Genomic DNA, 20,025 nt, shown 5'->3' on the forward strand with positions numbered 1-20,025 from the left:
TGAGACGCAAGTATCGTTTCATGGACAACAGTAGCGGCGTCGGCGTTCTGGACAAGGCGGCCCTCGTCCTGAGCGCTCTGGAGTCCGGTCCGGCCACCCTCGCGGGTCTGGTCGGCGCGACCGGACTGGCACGACCCACGGCTCACCGCCTGGCCGTGGCCTTGGAACACCACCGCATGGTGGCACGCGACATGCAGGGCCGTTTCATCCTCGGCCCGCGCCTCGCGGAGCTGGCGGCGGCGGCCGGCGAGGACCGCCTGCTGGCCACGGCCGGCCCGGTGCTCACCCACCTGCGTGACGTCACGGGCGAAAGCGCGCAGCTCTACCGGCGCCAGGGTGACATGCGCATCTGCGTGGCCGCGGCCGAGCGGCTGTCCGGCCTTCGGGACACCGTCCCGGTCGGTTCCACGCTCACGATGAAGGCCGGCTCCTCGGCGCAGATCCTGATGGCCTGGGAGGAGCCCGAGCGGCTGCACCGCGGCCTGCAGGGCGCCCGCTTCACGGCGACGGCCCTGTCGGGCGTACGGCGGCGCGGCTGGGCCCAGTCCATCGGCGAGCGCGAGCCGGGCGTCGCGTCCGTCTCCGCGCCCGTACGCGGCCCGTCCAACCGCGTGGTGGCCGCCGTGTCCGTCTCCGGCCCGATCGAGCGCCTGACGCGCCATCCCGGCCGTATGCACGCCCAGGCGGTCATCGACGCCGCCGGGCGCCTCTCCGAGGCCCTGCGCCGCACGGGCTGAGCGGGAGCCTTCCGGGAACACCGAGGAGGGCCTGCCTCAACGCCGCGGCAGGCCCTCCTCGCTCCCCCGGCCCCTGGTTCAGCCGGTCTTCTCGGTTCAGCCGGCCTTCTCGGCCACCGGTGCCCGCTGCGACCGGTAGGCGAACCGGTCCTTCGCGTACCGGCCCCGCTTCTCCAGCGGTATCTGCCCATGCGCCGCGGCCAGCCCGAACGCGGGCATGTCGCCGTAGATCGCCTCGTACGACCCCTCCGGCACGACGTACGACTCGTGCCAGATGCCGACCTGACCGCGCAGCTTCCCGGCCCGCTCCTTGCGGTTGAGGCGCGCCCAGGCCTTGTGGTGGAAGGCGTCCGACGCGGTCGCGTAGGCGTACAGCTTGTCCTTGGACTCCCAGTACTGCACGACGTAGTAGGTCCGCGGCGAAGCCGTCAGCAGGACCCGGCTGAGCAGGCCCCGCTCGGGTTCCTTCTGCAGGTCCCTCAGCATGCGGAACATCGCGAGCATTACCGGCAACCACAGGTGCACCGCCCAGAAGCGGTTGATGCGCATGCCGATCAGCAGGACGACGACGTCGCCCTTCGCATCGGCAGTCGTACGGGCCACCATGACGACATCCCCCTCGTTGGCGAGTAAAGCTATCCAACTGGCAATGCTTGGATAGTGCCGTTATCCGAGAAGGAGCGCAAGACATGCGGCTCGCCGAACTGAGCAGACGCAGCGGTGTGTCCACCGCGACGATCAAGTACTACCTGCGCGAAGGCCTGTTGCCGCCGGGCCGCCAGATCAACGCCACCACCGCCGAGTACGACGAGGAGCATCTGCGCCGGCTGCGGCTGGTGCGGGCGATGATCCAGGTGGGCGGGGTGCCGGTGACGAAGGTGCGCGAGGTGCTCGGGCACGTGGACGACGACTCCCTGCCCCGCACGATCCGCCTGGGCGCGGCGCTGTGGGCGCTGCCGCAGGTGCCGGAGCCGGACGAGGACGACGAGTACGTCCAGGCCGCACACCAGGAGGTCGACGCGCTTCTGGACCGACTCGGCTGGAAGAACGCCAAGCGGCTCACGACCATCTCCCCCGCCTACCGCTCGCTGGTGGTGGCGGTGGCCGCGTTCCGCCGGATCGGCTACGACTTCGGGGCCGAACTGCTCTCACCGTACGCCGAGTTGATGTTCCGGACGGCCGTCCTCGACCTGGACAACATGGAGACGTATCCGTCACAGGCGGAGCGGATCGAGTTCGCGATCCTGGGGGCGATCCTCAACGAGCCGGTACTGCAGGCGCTGCACCGGCTGGCCCAGGAGGAGGAGACGGCGCGGCGGTACGGCTTCGAGTAGCCGACGCCGGGCACGACGAAGGCCCCCCGCCGAAGCGAAGGGCCTTCTTCCTGTACCCCCGACCGGATTCGAACCGGCGCTACCGCCTTGAGAGGGCGGCGTGCTAGGCCGCTACACAACGGGGGCGTGGACACTGCGTTTCCGCAGGTCCGAGCTGGTCTACCTGGACTCGAACCAAGACTAACTGAACCAGAATCAGTCGTGCTGCCAATTACACCATAGACCAATGATGGTTTAGACCAGTCAGTACCCCCGACCGGATTCGAACCGGCGCTACCGCCTTGAGAGGGCGGCGTGCTAGGCCGCTACACAACGGGGGCCCTAGCGATCCTGCATCGACGACGGTGGGAGCTACCCGAGCCGTCCTCGCGGGAAGGATCTGTACCCCCGACCGGATTCGAACCGGCGCTACTGCCTTGAGAGGGCAGCGTGCTAGGCCGCTACACAACGGGGGCTTTGCAGATGAGCTCTGCGAGCTGGCCTACCTGGACTCGAACCAAGACTAACTGAACCAGAATCAGTCGTGCTGCCAATTACACCATAGGCCACTGGAACTCAAGCCCCTGCGGGGTTCTCGTTCTAGCGTGCTCCTCGGGGCTCCGGCCTTCCGGCCCGCTCCCCTCGGCGCAGGAAGAACATTACCCGAAGGTGGACGGGGCTCCAAAACGGGTATCCGCGCGGACGAGCGCGGGGAGTTCGGCGAGGGTCGAGATCCGGTGTACGACGGCCTCCTCCGCGGCCCGCGCGGCCGACGTCCCGCGATCGATCCACACGGACATCAGGCCCGCCTCGGCGGCACCCCGCCCGTCGATCTCCGGGTGGTCACCGACGTACGCCACCTCGTGCGGCGGCAGGTTCAGCGTCTCGCACGCCGCCAGGAAGGCGCCGGCCTCCGGCTTGGAGACGCCCAGCTCGGCGGCGCACAGGACGGCCTCGAAGCGGTCGAGGAGGCCGAGGGTGCGCAGCTTGTGCTCCTGGACCGTGAGGCTGGAGTTCGACAGCACCGCATGCCGGTGACTGGCGGCGAGGACCTCCAGGGTGGGCAGGACGTCCGGGAAGAGGCTCCAGGCGGCCTCGTAGTGAGCGACGTAACGCCGGAACCAGGCGTCCGCCTCGTCATCGCTCAGCTCCTGGCCGACGAAGACGCGGACGCGGTCGCGCCGCTGCCCCTCGAAGGAGACCTCCCCGGCCGAGAAACGTGCCCAGTGCCGGTCGGTGATCTCCCGCCACCGCGCAAGCGTCTCCTCGGCGTTCCCGTGTCCCGCAAACAGCCCTTCCGCCACCAGATGCGCCCGCATACCCTCACGGTCCGCGGTGGTGTAGTCGAACAGCGTGTCGTCCACGTCCCAGACCACGGCTCTGATCGTCATACCGCCGACGGTACTGCCCGAGGGTCGGCAAAATGGCGTCCATGAGCGAGTACCGCGTCCAGTTCACCGTCGAGGCTCGTGCGACGTACGACACCCTGCCCGGCTCACGCCAGGCTCAGCTGGACAAGGCCCTGCGGATACTGGCCCGCGATCCGTTCCGCAAGACCTCGACTGCTCCACTCGGCCCGGACGAGCATCTCCGCAAGGCGTACGTGGCTCCAGGCCTGATGCTGGAGTACATGGTTGTCGGCGCGATCATGGTCATCGTCGTCCTGGAGATCTTCGACGAGAGCGCCTACCTGATCGACGAAGCGGACGCTCAGTGAGCAACGCAACAGGGGCGGTACCCGGAGATCCGGGTACCGCCCCTGACGCATGAAGCTGACTATGCGCTCAGCTTGGTCAGCGCCGCGTCGATCCGCGCCAGCGTCTGCTCCTTGCCCAGGACTTCCAGGGACTCGAAGAGCGGCAGGCCGACGGTGCGGCCGGTGACGGCGACGCGGACCGGGGCCTGGGCCTTGCCGAGCTTGAGGCCGTGGGCCTCGCCGGCGGCCAGGACGGCCTCCTTGAGGGACTCGGGAGACGTCCAGTCCGCAGACTCCAGCTTCTCGCGGGCCGTGCGGAGCAGGGCGTCGCTGCCTTCCTTCATCGCCTTCGTCCACGAGGCCTCGTCGAAGACCGGCTCGGCGAGGAACAGGAAGTCGACGTTGTCGGTGATCTCGGAGAGGACCTTGAGGCGGGTCTGGGCGTGCGGGGCGATCGCCTCCCACTTCGCCTCGTCGAAGTCCTCCGGTGCCCAGGGGGCGAACGGGGCCTTCAGCCACGGGCGGCAGCGCTCGGTGAACTCCTTCACATCCAGCATGCGGATGTGGTCGCCGTTGATCGCCTCGCACTTCTTCAGGTCGAAGCGCGCCGGGTTGGGGTTCACGTCGGAGATGTCGAAGGCGGCGACCATCTCGTCGATCGTGAAGATGTCCTGGTCGGCGGAGAGCGACCAGCCCAGCAGGGACAGGTAGTTGAGCAGACCCTCGGGCAGGAAGCCCTGCTCGCGGTAGAGGTTCAGCGAGGACTGCGGGTCACGCTTGGAGAGCTTCTTGTTGCCCTCGCCCATGACGTACGGCAGGTGGCCGAAGGCCGGGGTCTGCTGGGCGATGCCCAGCTCGGTCAGCGCCTTGTACAGGGCGATCTGGCGCGGGGTGGAGGAGAGCAGGTCCTCGCCGCGCAGGACGTGGGTGATCTCCATCAGGGCGTCGTCGACCGGGTTGACCAGCGTGTACAGCGGGGCGCCGTTCGCGCGGACGATGCCGTAGTCCGGCACGTTCTCGGGCGTGAAGGTCAGCTCGCCGCGGACCAGGTCGGTGAAGGTGATCGTCTCGTCCGGCATCCGGAAGCGGACGATCGGGGTGCGGCCCTGGGCCTGGTACTCCGCGACCTGCTCGGCGCCCAGGTCACGGCAGTGGCCGTCGTAGCCGGAGGGCTTGCCGGCAGCGCGGGCGGCCTCACGGCGGGAGTCCAGCTCCTCCTGGGAGCAGTAGCAGTGGTAGGCGTGGCCGGCGTCCAGCAGCTTCTGCGCGACGTCCTTGTAGAGGTCCATGCGCTGCGACTGCCGGTACGGCGCGTGCGGGCCGCCGACCTCGGGGCCCTCGTCCCAGTCGAAGCCGAGCCAGCGCATCGCGTCGAGCAGCTGGTTGTACGACTCCTCGGAGTCGCGGGCCGCGTCGGTGTCCTCGATGCGGAAGACCAGGGTGCCCTGGTGGTGCCGGGCGAACGCCCAGTTGAACAGGGCGGTGCGGACCAGACCCACGTGGGGGTTACCGGTGGGCGACGGACAGAAACGTACGCGGACGGGTGCGCTAGCCACGCTTGACAACCTTGTTGGTGAGAGTGCCGATGCCTTCGATGGTGACGGCGACCTCGTCGCCGACGTTCAGGGGGCCGACCCCCGCGGGGGTGCCGGTGAGGATGACGTCGCCGGGGAGCAGGGTCATGGCCTCGGAGATGTTGACGACCAGGTCCTCGATGGGGTGGATCATCTCGCTGGTGCGGCTCAGTTGCCGCTGCTGGCCGTTGACCGTGCACTGGATGGTCAGGTCGTTCGCGCGCTCCAGGTCCAGGTCCGTCTCCACCCAGGGGCCGAGCGGGCAGGAGGTGTCGAAGCCCTTGGCCCGGGCCCACTGCTTCTCGCGCTTCTGCACATCGCGGGCGGTGACGTCGTTGGCGCAGGTGTAGCCGAAGATCACGTCCTTGACGCGCTCGCGCGGGACCTCACGGCACATGCGGCCGATGACGACGGCCAGTTCGGCCTCGTAGTGGACCTCTTCGGAGAACGGCGGGTACTGGATCTCGGCGCCGGAGGCGATCATCGAGGTGGCCGGCTTGAAGAAGGCGAACGGCGCCTCGGGGACCTCGTTGCCCAGCTCCTTCGCGTGGTCCGCGTAGTTGCGCCCGAAGGCCACGATCTTGTGACCGATGACCGGGGGCAGGAGCTTGACCTTGCTCAAGGGGACCTTGACACCGCTGACCTCGAAGTCGGCGCCGTAGGGAATGCCCTTGACGATGTCGAGGACGAGTTCGTCCTGCTTGTCGCCCTCGACCACGCCGAAGGCTACGTTCCCGTCGATGGAGAACCTGGCGATGCGCACGGGATCCTTGCGCCCCTTACTGAGAACCGGCGTACTGACGCCCCAGGTTAACCGGTCGGACCGTCCGGCGTTCGGCATGGGAATTCACGCAAGGGGTGCGGGGGTATTTCCGGCGGCGATGCGTTCGGCCGCACGGGGGACGGCGGCCGAGGCCGTCCGTGGGCGCCCGCGAGGCCGGTCCCCGGCCCTGCGGCGCGGCGACCGGCGGGCGGGAACCCGTCGGCGCCCTCATGCGTTCCGCCCGCTCTCCCTCGCTTCCCCCGCTCTCGGACGCCTTCCGTCCGCCCTCCCCCGACTTTCGGTTCGCCCCTGAGCCGCTCAGCCGCTGAGCCGCGCCGGAATTCGCAGCCGGGGGCCGGGAAAGGCGGCGTACGAAAACGCGGTCCCGGGAATTCAGCGGAAAAGGTGAGTCGCGGCAGCCGGGCCGGCCGCCGGGCGCGGGAGCGTGATCGGCTACTCTCCGGCCGGGGCCGCCGCACCCACCGGGACGTCCACCAGGACGGTGCGCCGGGGGTTGGCGGTCTGCAGGGGGAGATCGACGGAGTGCTCCGGCAGCTCGGGCGTCTGCAGCTCGTCGGCGTCCTTGAGATGCGCCAGAGTCGTGCGTCGCGGGTTGGCGATCTTGTGGAACATCGTCGTCGTCTTCACCGTTGCGTCCTGTGCCCTCTGGTCGGGTGGGTTTACAGAGCAGCTCCGTTTACAGAGCCATCCCTGTTGTAAAGCGTCAGGCTAAACATCCGATTCCCTGCCGACGGTGCCAACTGCCCTCGATCTTCATGTGAGTTTGCTCACGACCTCGCAGACAATTCGGTCAAATCTGACTCGCAACGTGCCCCAACGAAACGGACATTGACCCCCTGAACCCATCATTCCGCTCCTGATCATGGCGACTCAGACACCTGACGCCGAGCGGTAACTCGCAGAGAAACGCCCGATATGTTCAGGAACGGCTTCCACGGCAGGTGACATGACACTCACAGCCCGTCACGGAGGTCACAGCTCGGACCACGGCCCTTGTTGGAGGTCCGGCACTGTGCTGGAATTCCACGGACCGCCGCGGGTATCGAGCCGGCGCACAAGGGGCGCGACCAGCGCCGACGAGTGGCGGCGAGATGAGGGGAAACCAGCGCCGGTCACTTCAAGACCACCGGAGCGCGCATTCAGGGCGCTCTCCACAACGCCGACACCGTGTCCCTCCGTTCACGCGGAGGGGTGCCTGGTCCAGAGGTTGCGACGCTAGTGCAGGGACGTTTCAAGAGGGATGGCAGCGCTTCGGCGGAGCCGGAGTCGCACAACGGGACTGGCCCCATGAAGGGCAGCCCCTCGCCCCAGCACGCCCAGAACCCGGGCCCGGCCGCGTCCGGTGACGGCGGTCCGCGCAGCGGACGCCCCGGCGTGTCGTCCCCGACCGCCTCCACCGGGTCGGGCACCACCGGCGCCGCCCCCGCGCCGACCGTGAAGCCCCCGAAGGGCCCCTCCGGCCCCGGTTCGCGGATGGCCCTGCGCAACTGGCGCATCTCCACGCGCCTGGTGTCGCTGCTCGCGCTGCCCGTGGTCGCGGCGACCTCGCTGGGCGCGCTGCGCATCGACCAGAACATCACGGACATCCAGCAGCTCGACAACATGAAGCTGCTGACGGACATGACCAAGCAGGCCACCGAGCTGGCCGCCGCGCTCCAGGAGGAGCGCGACCAGTCAGCCGGTCCCCTGGCGCACGGCCTGAGCGCGAACGACTACACGGTCAAGGGCTACGAGGACAAGACCGACCGGGCCCGCGAGAACTTCCTCAACTCCTCCGAGCAGATCGACTCGGCCAGCAAGGACGGCAACCTCCAGGGCGTCCGCGACGCGCTGGTCGGTCTCGCCAACCAGCTGGACGACCTGGCCAAGATCCGCAAGACGGCGTACAAGGCGAACGGCAACTCGACCCAGACGATCGAGTCCTACCACCGGCTGATCACCCAGCTGATCAGCCTGTCCCAGGACATGGCCGAGGCGTCCAGCAACCCGGAGATGATCTCCCGCACCCGCGCCCTGGCGGCCTTCTCCACCGCCAAGGAGTACGCCTCCGTACAGCGCGCCACGATCGCCGCCGCCCTTCCCTCGACCAACACCACCAAGGGCGACCTCTCCGAGAACGACCGCCTGTACGGCCAGTCGGCGTACCAGAGCGAGAACTCGGAAATCGCGATCTTCCGGAAGATCTACGCCAGCAACAACGCCGAGGAACTCCTCAAGCCGATCGACGAGGGCAACCCGACGATCGAGTCCGCGGACACCTACGCCAAGCGCGTCTTCGACTCCCGCGACGGCATCCAGACCCTGAACGCCCGCTCGTACAAGGACTGGGTGGACGACAGCTCGACCAAGATCGAGCAGATGAAGAAGATCGAGCACACACTGCTCGAGGACATGGAGCAGAAGGCCCGCGAGCTGAAGAGCGCCACCCAGCGTGACGCCATCATCTCCGGTGCGCTGATCCTGCTCGTGCTCGGCGTGTCGCTGGTCGGCGCGTTCGTCGTGGCCCGGTCCATGATCCGCTCGCTGCGCCGGCTGCAGGAGACCGCGACCAAGGTCGCCCAGGACCGCCTGCCCGAGCTGGTCAAGCAGCTGTCGGAGTCCGACCCGCAGGATGTCGACACCTCCGTGGAGTCGGTCGGTGTGCACTCCCGGGACGAGATCGGCCAGGTGGCCGCGGCCTTCGACGACGTGCACCGCGAGGCGGTCCGGCTCGCCGCCGAGCAGGCCCTGCTGCGGGGCAACGTCAACGCGATGTTCACCAACCTCTCGCGCCGCTCCCAGGGCCTCATCCAGCGCCAGCTGTCGCTCATCTCCGAACTGGAGTCCCGCGAGGCCGACCCGGACCAGCTGTCCTCGCTGTTCAAGCTCGACCACCTCGCCACGCGTATGCGCCGTAACGGCGAAAACCTCCTCGTCCTCGCCGGTGAGGAGCCGGGCCGACGCTGGACCCGCCCGGTCCCGCTGGTCGACGTGCTCCGTGCCGCCGCGTCCGAGGTGGAGCAGTACGAGCGCATCGAGCTGGCCTCCGTGCCCACCACCGAGGTCGCCGGCCGCGTGGTCAACGACCTCGTGCACCTGCTCGCCGAGCTGCTGGAGAACGCGACCTCGTTCTCCTCGCCGCAGACCAAGGTCAAGGTCACCGGTCACGCGCTGCCCGACGGCCGCGTGCTGATCGAGATCCACGACACCGGTATCGGCCTCTCCCCCGAGGACCTCGCGGCGATCAACGAGCGGCTCGCCTCGCCGCCCACCGTGGACGTCTCCGTCTCCCGCCGCATGGGCCTCTTCGTGGTCGGTCGGCTCTCCCAGCGGCACGGCATCCGCATCCAGCTGCGCCCGTCCGACTCCGGTGGTACGACCGCGCTGGTCATGCTGCCCGTGGACGTGGCCCAGGGCGGCAAGAAGCCCGGTCCGGGCAAGCCGGGCGCGCCCGGTGGCACCGGTGGCCCCGCCGCCGCGCAGGCCGCCGCCGGTGCGGCCGCGGCCCGCAGGCAGACCGGTGGCGGCAACGGCGGTGCCCTCGGCGGCGCGCCGGCCGGTGGCGGTCTGCTCGGTGCCGGTCCCGCTCCGCGCGGCCAGGTCGGCGCCGGCCAGGGTCCCCGCGCCGCGCTGCCCGGTGCGGGCCAGGGCGGCCGTCCCGGTGCGCCGGGCAGTGCGCGTGGTCCCCAGGGCGGTCCCGGTGCGCTCGGTGGCCTGGGCGGTCCGCAGCCGGGCCGGCCGGTGCCCGCGGGTCCCGGTGCGGGCGGTTTCGGCGGTCAGGCACCCGGCGCCCCGCAGGACCTGCAGGCCGCGAACCCGGGCGGCCCGCAGCAGGACGCCTTCGGCGGCCGTGGCCCGCAGCGGCCCGGCGCCGGCTCCGGCCAGGGCCGCCGGCCCCAGCTGCCGCCGCGCGAAGGCCCGCGGGCCGAGCTGCCCGGCGCCGACCAGCCGCGCACCCCGGACTGGGGCGACACCCAGGCCCCGCTGTCGCGTGCCTCGCTGGACACCCCGCGCGGCCACGACGAGCAGGACCCGGCGCACACCGCGCGCATGCCGCGCGTCGACGACCGGCAGGGTCCGGGCTCGACGGCGGAGATACCCAGGATCGACGACCAGGGTCCGTCCGCCACCGGCCAGTTCCCGCGCCCCGAGGCGAACGGCCTGGGCGGTCCCACGACCACGGGCCAGTTCTCCCACCAGGACAACCCGCAGCAGACGGGCCAGTTCGAGCGCCCCCGGTTCGACGCTTCCGGCGGCGACCCGCAGGACTCCGGTCAGTTCGTCCGCTCCGACGTCTTCGGCACGCCGGCCCCGCGGCCGGACGACCTCCCGCAGAACCCGGGCCCCAACACCGGCCAGAACACTGGTCAGTTCGCGGCGCCGCAGGGCTTCGACGGCGGCTACGACGGCAGCTCCACCGGGCAGCACGCCCTGCCCGGACGCCAGGACCCGGCCCGCACCGGCCAGTTCGAGCGCCCGCAGCCGGCCGGCGGGGACGGCTTCGGCGCCCCGCGTCCGCAGGCTCCGCAGCAGCGCCCGCAAGCCCCGCAGCAGCGTCCGGTGCAGCGTGAGCCGGAGGCCCTGCCGCCGGCCACCGGCCCGGTCGACGGCCGTACCCCGCTGTACGACACGCTGGAGACCAACTGGTTCCACGGCGGTTCGCAGGAGGGCGCGCCCGCACCGGCGCAGCCTCAGCAGCCGCAGGCACCCGCCCCGGCGGCCCCGCAGCGCGGCCCCGGCGGCAACCAGAACGGCCTCGGCGGCAACCAGAACGGCCTCGGCGGCAACCAGAGCGGTGGCAACACCAACGCGAACGGCAACGGCCCGGCCACGGGCTCCTGGCGCACCTCGCCCAACGACGAGCTGGTCCGCCAGGCCGAGCGCGTGCGGCAGCCCGCCGCGGGCGGTGTCACCACCTCCGGCCTGCCGCGCCGGGTGCCCCGGGCGAACCTCGTCCCGGGCACGGCGCAGCAGCAACAGCACCAAGCCGGTCCGCAGGTCTCGCGTGCGCCCGATGACGTACGCGGACGGCTGACCAATCTCCGTCGGGGTATCGCTCAGGGCCGGCAGGCCGGCAGCGGCCAGACCGGCAGCTACCCGAGCCCCACTCACCAGCAGGAGCGTTAGTTGAGTCCGATGAGCCAGGCGGCACAGAACCTGAACTGGTTGATCACCAACTTCGTGGACAACACCCCCGGGGTGTCCCACACCGTGGTGGTCTCCGCCGACGGCCTTCTGCTGGCGATGTCCGAAGGCTTCCCGCGGGATCGCGCCGACCAGCTGGCGGCCGTCGCGTCCGGGCTGACCTCGCTCACGGCCGGGGCCTCCCGGATCTTCGAGGGCGGCACCGTGGCGCAGACGGTCGTCGAGATGGAGCGCGGGTTTCTCTTCCTGATGTCCGTCTCGGACGGATCGTCCCTCGCCGTCCTTGCCCACCCCGAGTGCGACATCGGTCTCGTCGGCTACGAGATGGCGCTGCTCGTCGACCGCGCGGGGGCGGTACTCACCCCGGACCTGCGCGCCGAACTCCAAGGCAGTCTGCTGCACTGAACGCCCCCGGCACCACCCACCTCACCAAACCACCGTCCGGCCGCCACAATCCCCCCACCGGCCCTCGACAGACGGCTTGACCGACCGACTTGCTGTCCCGCCCGGAGGATTCATGACCCCGCCCACCGCCCATCACGATCCGTACGCGGACCCGTACGGGGACGAGGGCGACCAGCCGCTGGTCCGTCCGTACGCGATGACCGGCGGCCGGACCCGGCCGCGCTACCAGCTCGCGATCGAGGCGCTGATCAGCACCACGGCCGACCCGGCAGCGCTCATGGGCCTACTCCCGGAGCACCAGCGCATCTGCCATCTGTGCCGCGAGGTCAAGTCGGTCGCGGAGGTCTCCGCGCTGCTGGCCATGCCGCTCGGAGTGGCCCGGATCCTGGTCGCCGACCTCGCCGAGGCCGGCCTGGTCGCCATCCACCAGCCGGGTGGCGACGAGAACAACGGCGGCGCTCCCGATGTGACGCTGCTCGAAAGGGTGCTCAGTGGACTTCGCAAGCTCTGACGCGGGCCGGGCCACCACCTCCGCGAAGATCGTGGTGGCGGGCGGCTTCGGCGTGGGCAAGACCACGTTCGTCGGCGCCGTCTCGGAGATCAACCCGCTGCGCACCGAGGCCGTCATGACGTCCGCCAGCGCGGGCATCGACGACCTCACCCACACCGGGGACAAGACGACCACCACCGTCGCCATGGACTTCGGCCGCATCACCCTGGACCAGGACCTGATCCTGTACCTGTTCGGCACCCCCGGCCAGGACCGCTTCTGGTTCATGTGGGACGACCTGGTACGCGGCGCCATCGGCGCCGTGGTCCTGGTCGACACCCGGCGTCTCGCCGACTGCTTCCCGGCCGTCGACTACTTCGAGAACAGCGGCCTCCCCTTCGTCATCGCCCTCAACGGCTTCGACGGCCAGCAGCCCTACGCCCCCGACGAGGTGCGGGAAGCGCTGCAGATCGGGCCGGACACCCCGATCATCACGACCGACGCCCGGCACCGGGCCGACGCCAAGAGCGCACTGATCACGCTGGTGGAGCACGCCCTGATGGCCCGCCTCAAGTAGCACACCCGTAAGCGATCAAGTACGACGTGTCGTACGGCAGTTGTCGTAAACGCTCCGGAGCCGACTGTGGCCTTTGACACGGTCGGCGCCGGTGTTCATAACAGTTCGGCAGAGGAATCGCCGGGCATCACCACGCGATGCGGTCGCCCCGTGCCGCTGTGCTCACAATCGCCCCGCCTTTTGGCGGGGCTCGCTCTTTATGACCGTTTTATCTGGGGCGCTCAAGGGCCTCGCTCAGAGGTTTCCGCTGTTTGGAAGAGCGCTGGTCCACGTGCTGGAATGCCTGAACTGCCCAATAGTCAAAGACGTACTCAAGGGTCGATGACGAACCGGGCTCTGAGAGACTGCGGCACGACGTAGGTGCCGACCGCCGAGAGGTTGTTGGTCGAGTGAGGCGAAGCAAGAACGGTCCCGAGCCGTCGGCACGGGGCAACTTCACCCCGCCGCCGCGCGCTGCGGCGCCCACCCCTGTCTCCGGCGGGGAGCCGGCGGCCACGCCCGCATCGAGCGGCGGCCGCTTCTCGCCCCGCAACTGGCGCGTGCCGACCAGACTGAACGCGATCCTGCTGATACCCGTGGCGGTCGGCCTCGTCATGGGCGGCTTCCAGGTGAAGAACTCGATCGACACCTGGCAGCAGGCACGCGACGCCGAGAACACCGCCCGCCTGGTACGTGCCGCCCTCACCTACGCCGACGCCCTCGAGAACGAGCGTGACGTCACCGCCGCTCCCCTGCTGCTGAACAAGTCCGACAGCACGAGCAAGGCGACCGTCGCCCAGGCCCGCAAGGCCACGGACGCGGCCGCCGACGGCTTCGACCAGGCCGCGCAGAACATGCCGCAGAAGTCGGGCCTGGTGCGCCGGCTGAAGCTGTTCCGCCAGGCCGAGCCCCAGCTGGCCCAGCTCCGCCAGGCCGCGTACACCTCCAAGATGACCGGCGTGACGACCGAAGAGGGATACGTCGGCGTCGCACACCCCCTGATGGAGTTCGCCAACGAGCTCGGTCTGGGCACCGGCAACATCACCTCCTACGGCCGTACCGTCTACGCGATCTCGCTGACCAAGGCGGCGCTGTCGCTGGAGCGGTCCATCGGCACGCATCTGCTGGTCAAGCCCGGTCCGGACGCCGGGAACCTGGCGACGCAGCGGGTGTCGCTGTCCTCGTACGCCTATCTGGAGCGCATCGCCGTCGAGGAGTACAAGGGCGGTGGCACCGAGGCCGACGCGCAGCGGCTGGCCGAGGAGCAGACGCAGATCGAGTCGCAGGGCGCCGCGATGGCCGCGGCGCAGAAGCAGAAGGACCCGACCTACGTCCCGCCGCCCGCCGACCCGTCCAAGATGGTCGCGGCCCTCGCCACCATGAAGGACACCAGCCTCCTCACCCGGCAGGAGCTGGGCGCCAAGGGCATCACCGCCGACAACTGGTTCGCGGTCAACACGCTGAAGTACAAGGCCTACCGCCAGATCGAGTCGGACATGGCCGACAAGGCCGTGAACGAGGCCTCGTCGATCGCCGACGACGCCAAGAATTCCGCGTTCATCACCGGTGCCGTCGTCGTGGTCGCCCTGCTGCTCGCCTTCATCCTGGCCGGTGCCGTGGCCCGCCAGATGAGCCGCTCGATGCGCCAGCTGCGCAACGCGGCCTTCGGCATAGCCGAGCAGCGGCTGCCGATGCTGGTCGACCAGCTCTCCCGTACCGACCCCGGCCGGGTCGACACCCGGGTCGCCCCGATCCCGATCCACACCAAGGACGAGATCGGCGAGGTCGCCCGCGCCTTCGACCAGGTCCACCGCGAGGCGGTGCGGCTCGCCTCCGAGCAGGCACTGCTGCGGGGCAACATCAACGCGATCTTCACCAACCTGTCGCGCCGCAACCAGTCGCTGATCGAGGGCCAGCTGACCCTGATCACCGACCTGGAGAACAACGAGGCCGACCCGGACCAGCTGGAGAACCTCTTCAAGCTGGACCACCTCGCGACCCGTATGCGCCGCAACGGCGAGAACCTCCTGGTCCTCGCCGGCGAGGAGCCGGGCCGCCGCTGGGACCAGCCGGTCCCGCTGGTCGACGTGCTGCGCGCCGCCTCCTCCGAGGTGGAGCAGTACGAGCGCATCGAGCTGTCCGGCGTCCCGGAGGCCGAGATCCACGGCCGCGCGGTCACCGACCTCGTGCACCTGCTGGCCGAGCTGCTGGAGAACGCGACGACGTTCTCCTCCCCGCAGACGAAGGTCCGCGTCACCGCGACCCGTCTCCCCGACGGCCGCGTGATGATCGAGATCCACGACAAGGGCATCGGCCTGACCGCCGAGGACTTCGCGGACATCAACCACAAGCTGGCCAACCCGCCGACCGTGGACGCCGCGATCTCCCAGCGCATGGGCCTGTTCGTGGTCGGCCGGCTGTCCGACCGGCACGGCATCCGCGTCCAGCTGCGCCCCTCGGGCGAGCAGGCCGGTACCACCTCGCTGGTCATGCTGCCGGACGCGATCACGCACGGCGGTGGCGGCGAAATGCCGCTGGACCGCGAGGAGTTCACCGTCTCGCAGATCATCCCGGAGCAGCAGTTCCAGGGTGAGAACTTCAACCAGGCGCAGCCCCTGCGCACCGCCGCCGAGCTGGGCTTCGACGACAGCCGCTACACCGAGGTCCCCGACGACCTCCGCGATCTGGACCCCGTCGGCCGCTCCCTGATGCGCGAGGAGCGCCGGGCGGCCCTGGAGGCCCAGACGCACGGCCAGCAGCCCGATCTGCCGCAGCGGGATGCCGCCGAGGGCCCCGCGTACGCCGACCCGCTGTTCGACGGGCGGCCTGCGTACCAGGAGCAGCCGCGGCAGGCCTTCCAGGAGCAGGCGTACGAGGAGCCGCAGCCCGCGTACGAGGAGCCGCAGGCCGCCGCGTACGAGGAGCCACAGCGGACTTCGTACGAGAAGCCGTACGAGGACCAGTTCTTCACGCCGAACGGCGGCCATCCGCAGAACGACGGCTTCCCGGCCCCGGGCGGCGGCGGTTACCCCGACCCGGCGTACACGGAGCCGGCCCAGACGCACTCCTACCAGGACGACTGGCCGCAGCAGGACGCCTACCAGAACGGCTATCCGGCCCAGTACGCTCCGGAAACGGAGTCTTCACAGGCCGCTGACGCGAGTGAGCGGAACCGCGTAGGCTTCGACCGTCCGGGACCGGCCTCTCCCGCCTCCCACGCGCTGACCGACGCCGGGCTGCCCCGCCGCGGGTCCGTCGCGAGCGGTTCCAACGGCTCGTCCGCCGCGGGTGGCGCGGCGCGCGGGCAGCAGGAGGCGCCGCAGTCCGCTCCGGAGCCGAACGGCGACAGCGGCTGGCGCTCGGCGAACGACGCGCGGTGGCAGCAGGCGTCGCAGCTCCGGAAGCCGAAGGCGGGCGGGGTCACCGCCTCCGGTCTGCCGCGGCGGGTGCCCAAGGCCAACCTGGTCGAAGGCGCCGCCGAAAGCACCCCTCAGGGAGGCCCCCAGGTCTCCCGCGCCCCGGAGGACGTCCGGGGCAGGCTGAGCAACCTGCGTCGGGGCGTCCAGCGCGGACGCAGCGCAGGCAGTGAAACGAACGGCCAGGGCTTCGGTCCTGACAGCACCTACAACCAGGAGCGTTAGTGTGAGCCCGATGAGCCAGGCGGCACAGAACCTGAACTGGTTGATCACCAACTTCGTGGACAACACCCCGGGGGTGTCCCACACGGTGGTGGTCTCCGCCGACGGACTCCTTCTGGCGATGTCCGAAGGCTTCCCCCGCGACCGCGCCGACCAGCTCGCGGCCGTCGCCTCCGGTCTGACGTCTCTGACGGCAGGCGCCTCCCGGATCTTCGAGGGAGGCAGCGTGAATCAGACGGTTGTGGAGATGGAGCGGGGATTCCTCTTCATCATGTCCATCTCCGACGGTTCCTCACTCGCGGTCCTGGCCCACCCGGAAGCGGACATCGGCCTCATCGGGTACGAGATGGCCCTTCTGGTGGACCGCGCGGGCACGGTCCTGACCCCGGATCTCCGTGCGGAGCTCCAGGGCAGCCTTCTCAACTAGTAATCGGACGGTGCGTTTTCGTGTCCCGGGGCCGTAAGGTTTCGGGACGCGGCGCCACAGCGATGGGTGCCCGGCACAGTCGGAGGAGGAGAAAGTGGCAACACCCCCAGGTGGTTCGCATTCGGGCAACTGGTCGTACGGCCCTGGTCAGGGCCAGGGCGACGGTTCCGCGAACCGGTACAACTTCCCCTCCGCCCCGAGCCACCGGCACCCGTACGCACCGCAGGGCCCCGGTCCCTCGCCGTACGAGCAGCCGCCGGCCCCGCGGATCCAGCCGGTGCAACCGCAGCGCCGCCCCGAGCCGGCGCCCGCGACCGCATCGAACAATCCCTTGGTGCGTCCGTACGCCATGACCGGCGGCCGGACCCGCCCGCGCTACCAGCTCGCCATCGAGGCACTGGTGCACACCACCGCCGCTCCGCACCAGATGCAGGGCCAGCTGCCCGAGCATCAGCGGATCTGCAACCTGTGCCGGGAGATCAAGTCCGTGGCCGAGATCTCGGCCCTGCTGACGATCCCCCTCGGCGTGGCCAGGATTCTCGTCGCCGACTTGGCGGAGGCGGGCCTGGTCGCCATCCATCAGCCCGGCGGCGACGAGAACGCCGGTGGCCAGCCAGACGTGACACTGCTCGAAAGGGTGCTCAGTGGACTTCGCAAGCTCTAGCGGCGGTCCTTCCCGCTCCACCACCTCCGCGAAGATCGTGGTGGCGGGCGGCTTCGGCGTGGGCAAGACCACGTTCGTGGGTGCCGTCTCGGAGATCAACCCGCTGCGCACCGAGGCCGTCATGACGTCCGCCAGCGCGGGCATCGACGACCTCACCCACACCGGGGACAAGACGACCACCACGGTCGCCATGGACTTCGGCCGCATCACTCTGGACCAGGACCTGATCCTGTACCTGTTCGGCACCCCCGGCCAGGACCGCTTCTGGTTCATGTGGGACGACCTGGTACGCGGCGCGATCGGCGCGGTGGTGCTCGTGGACACCCGGCGCCTCGCCGACTGCTTCCCGGCCGTCGACTACTTCGAGAACAGCGGCCTCCCCTTCGTCATCGCCCTCAACGGCTTCGACGGCAACCAGCCGTACAACCCCGAAGAGGTGCGCGAGGCGCTGCAGATCGGGCCGGACACCCCGATCATCACGACCGACGCCCGCCACCGCGCGGACGCCAAGTCGACGCTGATCACTCTCGTGGAGCACGCCCTGATGGCACGGCTTCGCTGAACTCGGCCACTGGGCTGCCCCTTGCGGATGTACGCCGCCTGCGGGCAGCCTTCGGCTTGTCGCGCCCACGCGGCGGAGCCGCATACCGGACGCAGCCCCGCGCCCCTTCGGGGCGCACGAAGAAGGGCCCCAGAGGGGCCCTTCTTCTGTGTCCTTCTATGTCCTGCTGAGCGGCGCAGCCTAGCCGTGCCAGCTGTGCGGCGCCCGGAAGCCGCCCTCGCGCTCCAGCCGGCGCCAGCCGGCTTTGGGGCGGCCGCGGTGGGTCTGGGTCGAGGGCTCGGTGCGGGCGGCCGCGCGGGCCAGGAGGACGGCCGTGATGGCGGCGACTTCCTCGGGCTCGGCGTGGCCCTTCTCGACGCGGATGTCAGGAGTGCTCATGGGTGTCAGTCTCCGTGAGAGAGAGGTCCGCAGGGTTGCCGCGGAGGGTCCGCTCGGTTACTGCGGCGGGTTGCCGTGCTTGCGGGAGGGCAGGTCGGCGTGCTTGGACTGGAGCATCGCCAGGGACTTCACCAGGACCTCGCGGGTCTCGGCGGGGTCGATGACGTCGTCCACCAGACCGCGCTCGGCCGCGTAGTACGGGTGCATCAGCTCGGACTTGTACTCCTTGACCATCCGCGCCCGCATGGCCTCGGGGTCCTCGGCGCCGGCGATCTGGCGCCGGAAGATGACGTTCGCGGCACCTTCCGCGCCCATCACGGCGATCTCGTTCGTCGGCCAGGCGTAGGTGAGGTCGGCGCCGATCGACTGGGAGTCCATCACGATGTACGCACCTCCGTACGCCTTGCGCAGGATGAGCGAGATCCTCGGCACGGTCGCGTTGCAGTAGGCGTACAGCAGCTTCGCGCCGTGGCGGATGATTCCGCCGTGCTCCTGGTCGACACCGGGGAGGAATCCCGGTACGTCCAGGAAGGTGACGATCGGGACATTGAAAGCGTCACACATCTGGACAAAGCGCGCAGCTTTTTCCGAGGCCTCGATGTCCAGGACACCCGCCAGCACCTGCGGCTGGTTGGCGATGATGCCGACCACCTGGCCGTCGAGGCGGGCCAGCGCGCAGATGATGTTCCGCGCCCAGCGCTCATGGACCTCCAGGTAGTCGCCGTCGTCGACGATCTCCTCGATGACCTTGACCATGTCGTACGGGCGGTTGCCGTCCGCCGGGACCAGGTCCAGCAGCACCTCGCCGCGGCGGTCGGCCGGGTCGGAGCACTCCACCCGCGGGGGGTTCTCGCGGTTGTTCTGCGGGAGCAGCGAGAGGAGGTAGCGCACCTCGGCGATGCAGGTCTCCTCGTCGTCGTACGCGAAGTGGCAGACGCCGGAGGTCTCGGCGTGCACGTCCGCGCCGCCGAGCCCGTTCTGGGTGATCTCCTCGCCGGTCACCGCCTTGACCACGTCCGGGCCGGTGATGAACATCTGGGAGGTCTCGCGGACCATGAAGACGAAGTCCGTGAGGGCGGGCGAGTACGCGGCGCCGCCGGCGCACGGGCCGAGCATCACGCTGATCTGCGGGATGACACCGGACGCCTTGGTGTTGCGCTGGAAGATGCCGCCGTAACCGGCGAGCGCCGAGACGCCCTCCTGGATACGGGCGCCCGCGCCGTCGTTCAGGGAGACCAGGGGCGCGCCGGCCGCGATGGCCATGTCCATGATCTTGTGGATCTTGGTGGCGTGGGCCTCGCCCAGCGCCCCGCCGAAGATCCGGAAGTCATGGGCGTACACGAAGACCGTCCGGCCCTCGACCGTGCCCCAGCCGGTGATGACACCGTCGGTGTACGGCTTCTTGGCCTCCAGGCCGAAGCCGACGGCGCGGTGCCGGCGCAGCTGCTCGACCTCCTGGAAGGACCCCGGGTCCAGGAGCAGCTCGATCCGCTCCCGCGCCGTCAGCTTGCCCTTGGCGTGCTGCGCCTCGGTCGCCTTCTCGCTGGGGCCTGCCACGGCCCGCGCACGAATGTCGTGCAGCTCGGCGACCCGTCCGCGCGCGTCCGTCGGCTCGCCGGTCGGCTCACCCGTCGTTTCTTCCAAAACGGTCATGTAGCGACCTTACGAAGGACACCA

At 69.9% G+C, this 20,025-nt stretch carries 18 protein-coding genes and 5 tRNA genes; 11 read left to right on the forward strand and 12 right to left on the reverse strand.

Annotated elements, in window-relative coordinates; all coding sequences use genetic code 11:
• Positions 1-20: 20 nt before the first annotated feature.
• Positions 21-737, forward strand: a complete 717-nt coding sequence (gene ndgR / locus AB5L52_RS13325) for an IclR family transcriptional regulator NdgR (protein ID WP_020270051.1) — start codon at positions 21-23, stop codon at positions 735-737.
• Positions 738-833: 96 nt separating this feature from the next.
• On the opposite strand, the gene AB5L52_RS13330 is transcribed toward ndgR, so the two are convergent.
• Positions 834-1,343, reverse strand: a complete 510-nt coding sequence (locus AB5L52_RS13330; RefSeq protein WP_351024348.1) for a DUF4188 domain-containing protein — start codon at positions 1,341-1,343, stop codon at positions 834-836.
• An 83-nt stretch (positions 1,344-1,426) separates the two neighbouring features.
• Here AB5L52_RS13330 and AB5L52_RS13335 point away from each other — a divergent pair, with 83 nt between their 5' ends.
• The gene (locus AB5L52_RS13335) at positions 1,427-2,071 is read left to right on the forward strand and encodes a MerR family transcriptional regulator (protein ID WP_369364156.1); all 645 of its coding nucleotides are present in this window, start codon (positions 1,427-1,429) and stop codon (positions 2,069-2,071) included.
• Positions 2,072-2,124: 53 nt separating this feature from the next.
• Here the strand turns inward: AB5L52_RS13335 and AB5L52_RS13340 are convergent.
• The 6 genes from AB5L52_RS13340 to AB5L52_RS13365 all read right to left on the reverse strand — a co-directional run bounded on the left by AB5L52_RS13340 (position 2,125) and on the right by AB5L52_RS13365 (position 3,441).
• Positions 2,125-2,197 (reverse strand) — tRNA-Glu (locus AB5L52_RS13340).
• A gap of 28 nt (positions 2,198-2,225) precedes the next feature.
• Positions 2,226-2,297: transfer RNA gene (locus tag AB5L52_RS13345), tRNA-Gln, on the reverse strand.
• Positions 2,298-2,318: 21 nt separating this feature from the next.
• Positions 2,319-2,391, reverse strand: a tRNA-Glu gene (locus AB5L52_RS13350).
• A 62-nt stretch (positions 2,392-2,453) separates the two neighbouring features.
• Positions 2,454-2,526, reverse strand: a tRNA-Glu gene (locus AB5L52_RS13355).
• A 21-nt stretch (positions 2,527-2,547) separates the two neighbouring features.
• Positions 2,548-2,619, reverse strand: a tRNA-Gln gene (locus tag AB5L52_RS13360).
• A 90-nt stretch (positions 2,620-2,709) separates the two neighbouring features.
• Complete coding sequence (locus AB5L52_RS13365; protein ID WP_369364158.1) at positions 2,710-3,441, reverse strand: HAD family hydrolase; 732 nt, start codon at positions 3,439-3,441, stop codon at positions 2,710-2,712.
• A gap of 41 nt (positions 3,442-3,482) precedes the next feature.
• Between AB5L52_RS13365 and AB5L52_RS13370 the strand changes: the two genes are divergently transcribed.
• On the forward strand, positions 3,483-3,767 hold the full coding sequence (locus tag AB5L52_RS13370) for a hypothetical protein (RefSeq protein ID WP_351024341.1): 285 nt from the start codon (positions 3,483-3,485) through the stop codon (positions 3,765-3,767).
• 59 nt (positions 3,768-3,826) lie between these two features.
• Here the strand turns inward: AB5L52_RS13370 and gltX are convergent, their stop codons facing one another.
• The 3 genes from gltX to AB5L52_RS13385 all read right to left on the reverse strand — a co-directional run bounded on the left by gltX (position 3,827) and on the right by AB5L52_RS13385 (position 6,731).
• Positions 3,827-5,311 (reverse strand): glutamate--tRNA ligase, encoded by a 1,485-nt coding sequence (gene gltX, locus AB5L52_RS13375; protein WP_351024339.1) that lies wholly within the window; start codon positions 5,309-5,311, stop codon positions 3,827-3,829.
• Positions 5,295-6,083, reverse strand: coding sequence for a fumarylacetoacetate hydrolase family protein (locus AB5L52_RS13380; protein ID WP_351024337.1), 789 nt, complete (start codon positions 6,081-6,083; stop codon positions 5,295-5,297). The genes gltX and AB5L52_RS13380 overlap by 17 nt, the downstream gene beginning before the upstream one ends.
• 453 nt (positions 6,084-6,536) lie before the next feature.
• Complete coding sequence (locus tag AB5L52_RS13385) at positions 6,537-6,731, reverse strand: hypothetical protein (RefSeq protein WP_351024335.1); 195 nt, start codon at positions 6,729-6,731, stop codon at positions 6,537-6,539.
• Between the two features lie 591 nt (positions 6,732-7,322).
• On the opposite strand from AB5L52_RS13385, the gene AB5L52_RS13390 reads away from it, so the two are divergent.
• From AB5L52_RS13390 to AB5L52_RS13425, 8 genes are all read left to right on the forward strand, one after another.
• Positions 7,323-11,210 (forward strand): nitrate- and nitrite sensing domain-containing protein, encoded by a 3,888-nt coding sequence (locus AB5L52_RS13390; protein WP_369364161.1) that lies wholly within the window; start codon positions 7,323-7,325, stop codon positions 11,208-11,210.
• Positions 11,211-11,219: 9 nt separating this feature from the next.
• Entirely contained in the window at positions 11,220-11,633 is a 414-nt protein-coding gene (locus tag AB5L52_RS13395; RefSeq protein WP_023546525.1) for a roadblock/LC7 domain-containing protein, read from the forward strand.
• Positions 11,634-11,745: 112 nt separating this feature from the next.
• Positions 11,746-12,144 carry a DUF742 domain-containing protein gene (locus AB5L52_RS13400; protein ID WP_076091212.1) on the forward strand — a complete coding sequence of 133 codons (399 nt, stop codon included), beginning with the start codon at positions 11,746-11,748 and terminating at the stop codon, positions 12,142-12,144.
• The gene (locus AB5L52_RS13405) at positions 12,125-12,700 is read left to right on the forward strand and encodes an ATP/GTP-binding protein (protein WP_230919148.1); all 576 of its coding nucleotides are present in this window, start codon (positions 12,125-12,127) and stop codon (positions 12,698-12,700) included. Before AB5L52_RS13400 ends, AB5L52_RS13405 begins: the two co-directional genes overlap by 20 nt.
• Before the next feature lie 389 nt (positions 12,701-13,089).
• The gene (locus AB5L52_RS13410) at positions 13,090-16,320 is read left to right on the forward strand and encodes a nitrate- and nitrite sensing domain-containing protein (protein ID WP_369364162.1); all 3,231 of its coding nucleotides are present in this window, start codon (positions 13,090-13,092) and stop codon (positions 16,318-16,320) included.
• A gap of 10 nt (positions 16,321-16,330) precedes the next feature.
• Positions 16,331-16,744, forward strand: a complete 414-nt coding sequence (locus tag AB5L52_RS13415; RefSeq protein ID WP_004983065.1) for a roadblock/LC7 domain-containing protein — start codon at positions 16,331-16,333, stop codon at positions 16,742-16,744.
• 94 nt (positions 16,745-16,838) lie between these two features.
• The gene (locus tag AB5L52_RS13420) at positions 16,839-17,408 is read left to right on the forward strand and encodes a DUF742 domain-containing protein (protein WP_369364164.1); all 570 of its coding nucleotides are present in this window, start codon (positions 16,839-16,841) and stop codon (positions 17,406-17,408) included.
• A complete protein-coding gene (locus tag AB5L52_RS13425) occupies positions 17,389-17,970 on the forward strand; it encodes an ATP/GTP-binding protein (protein WP_270081481.1) in 582 nt (193 codons plus the stop codon). The genes AB5L52_RS13420 and AB5L52_RS13425 overlap by 20 nt, the downstream gene beginning before the upstream one ends.
• 180 nt (positions 17,971-18,150) lie before the next feature.
• On the opposite strand, the gene AB5L52_RS13430 is transcribed toward AB5L52_RS13425, so the two are convergent.
• Together AB5L52_RS13430 and AB5L52_RS13435 are read right to left on the reverse strand one after the other, a co-directional pair.
• Positions 18,151-18,348 (reverse strand): acyl-CoA carboxylase subunit epsilon, encoded by a 198-nt coding sequence (locus tag AB5L52_RS13430; RefSeq protein WP_351024322.1) that lies wholly within the window; start codon positions 18,346-18,348, stop codon positions 18,151-18,153.
• A gap of 57 nt (positions 18,349-18,405) precedes the next feature.
• Positions 18,406-20,001: an acyl-CoA carboxylase subunit beta gene (locus tag AB5L52_RS13435; RefSeq protein ID WP_351024319.1), complete on the reverse strand. Its 1,596-nt coding sequence runs from the start codon at positions 19,999-20,001 to the stop codon at positions 18,406-18,408.
• Positions 20,002-20,025 lie beyond the last annotated feature (24 nt).

The organism is Streptomyces sp. CG4 (assembly GCF_041080655.1).
Taxonomy (GTDB): Bacteria; Actinomycetota; Actinomycetes; order Streptomycetales; family Streptomycetaceae; genus Streptomyces.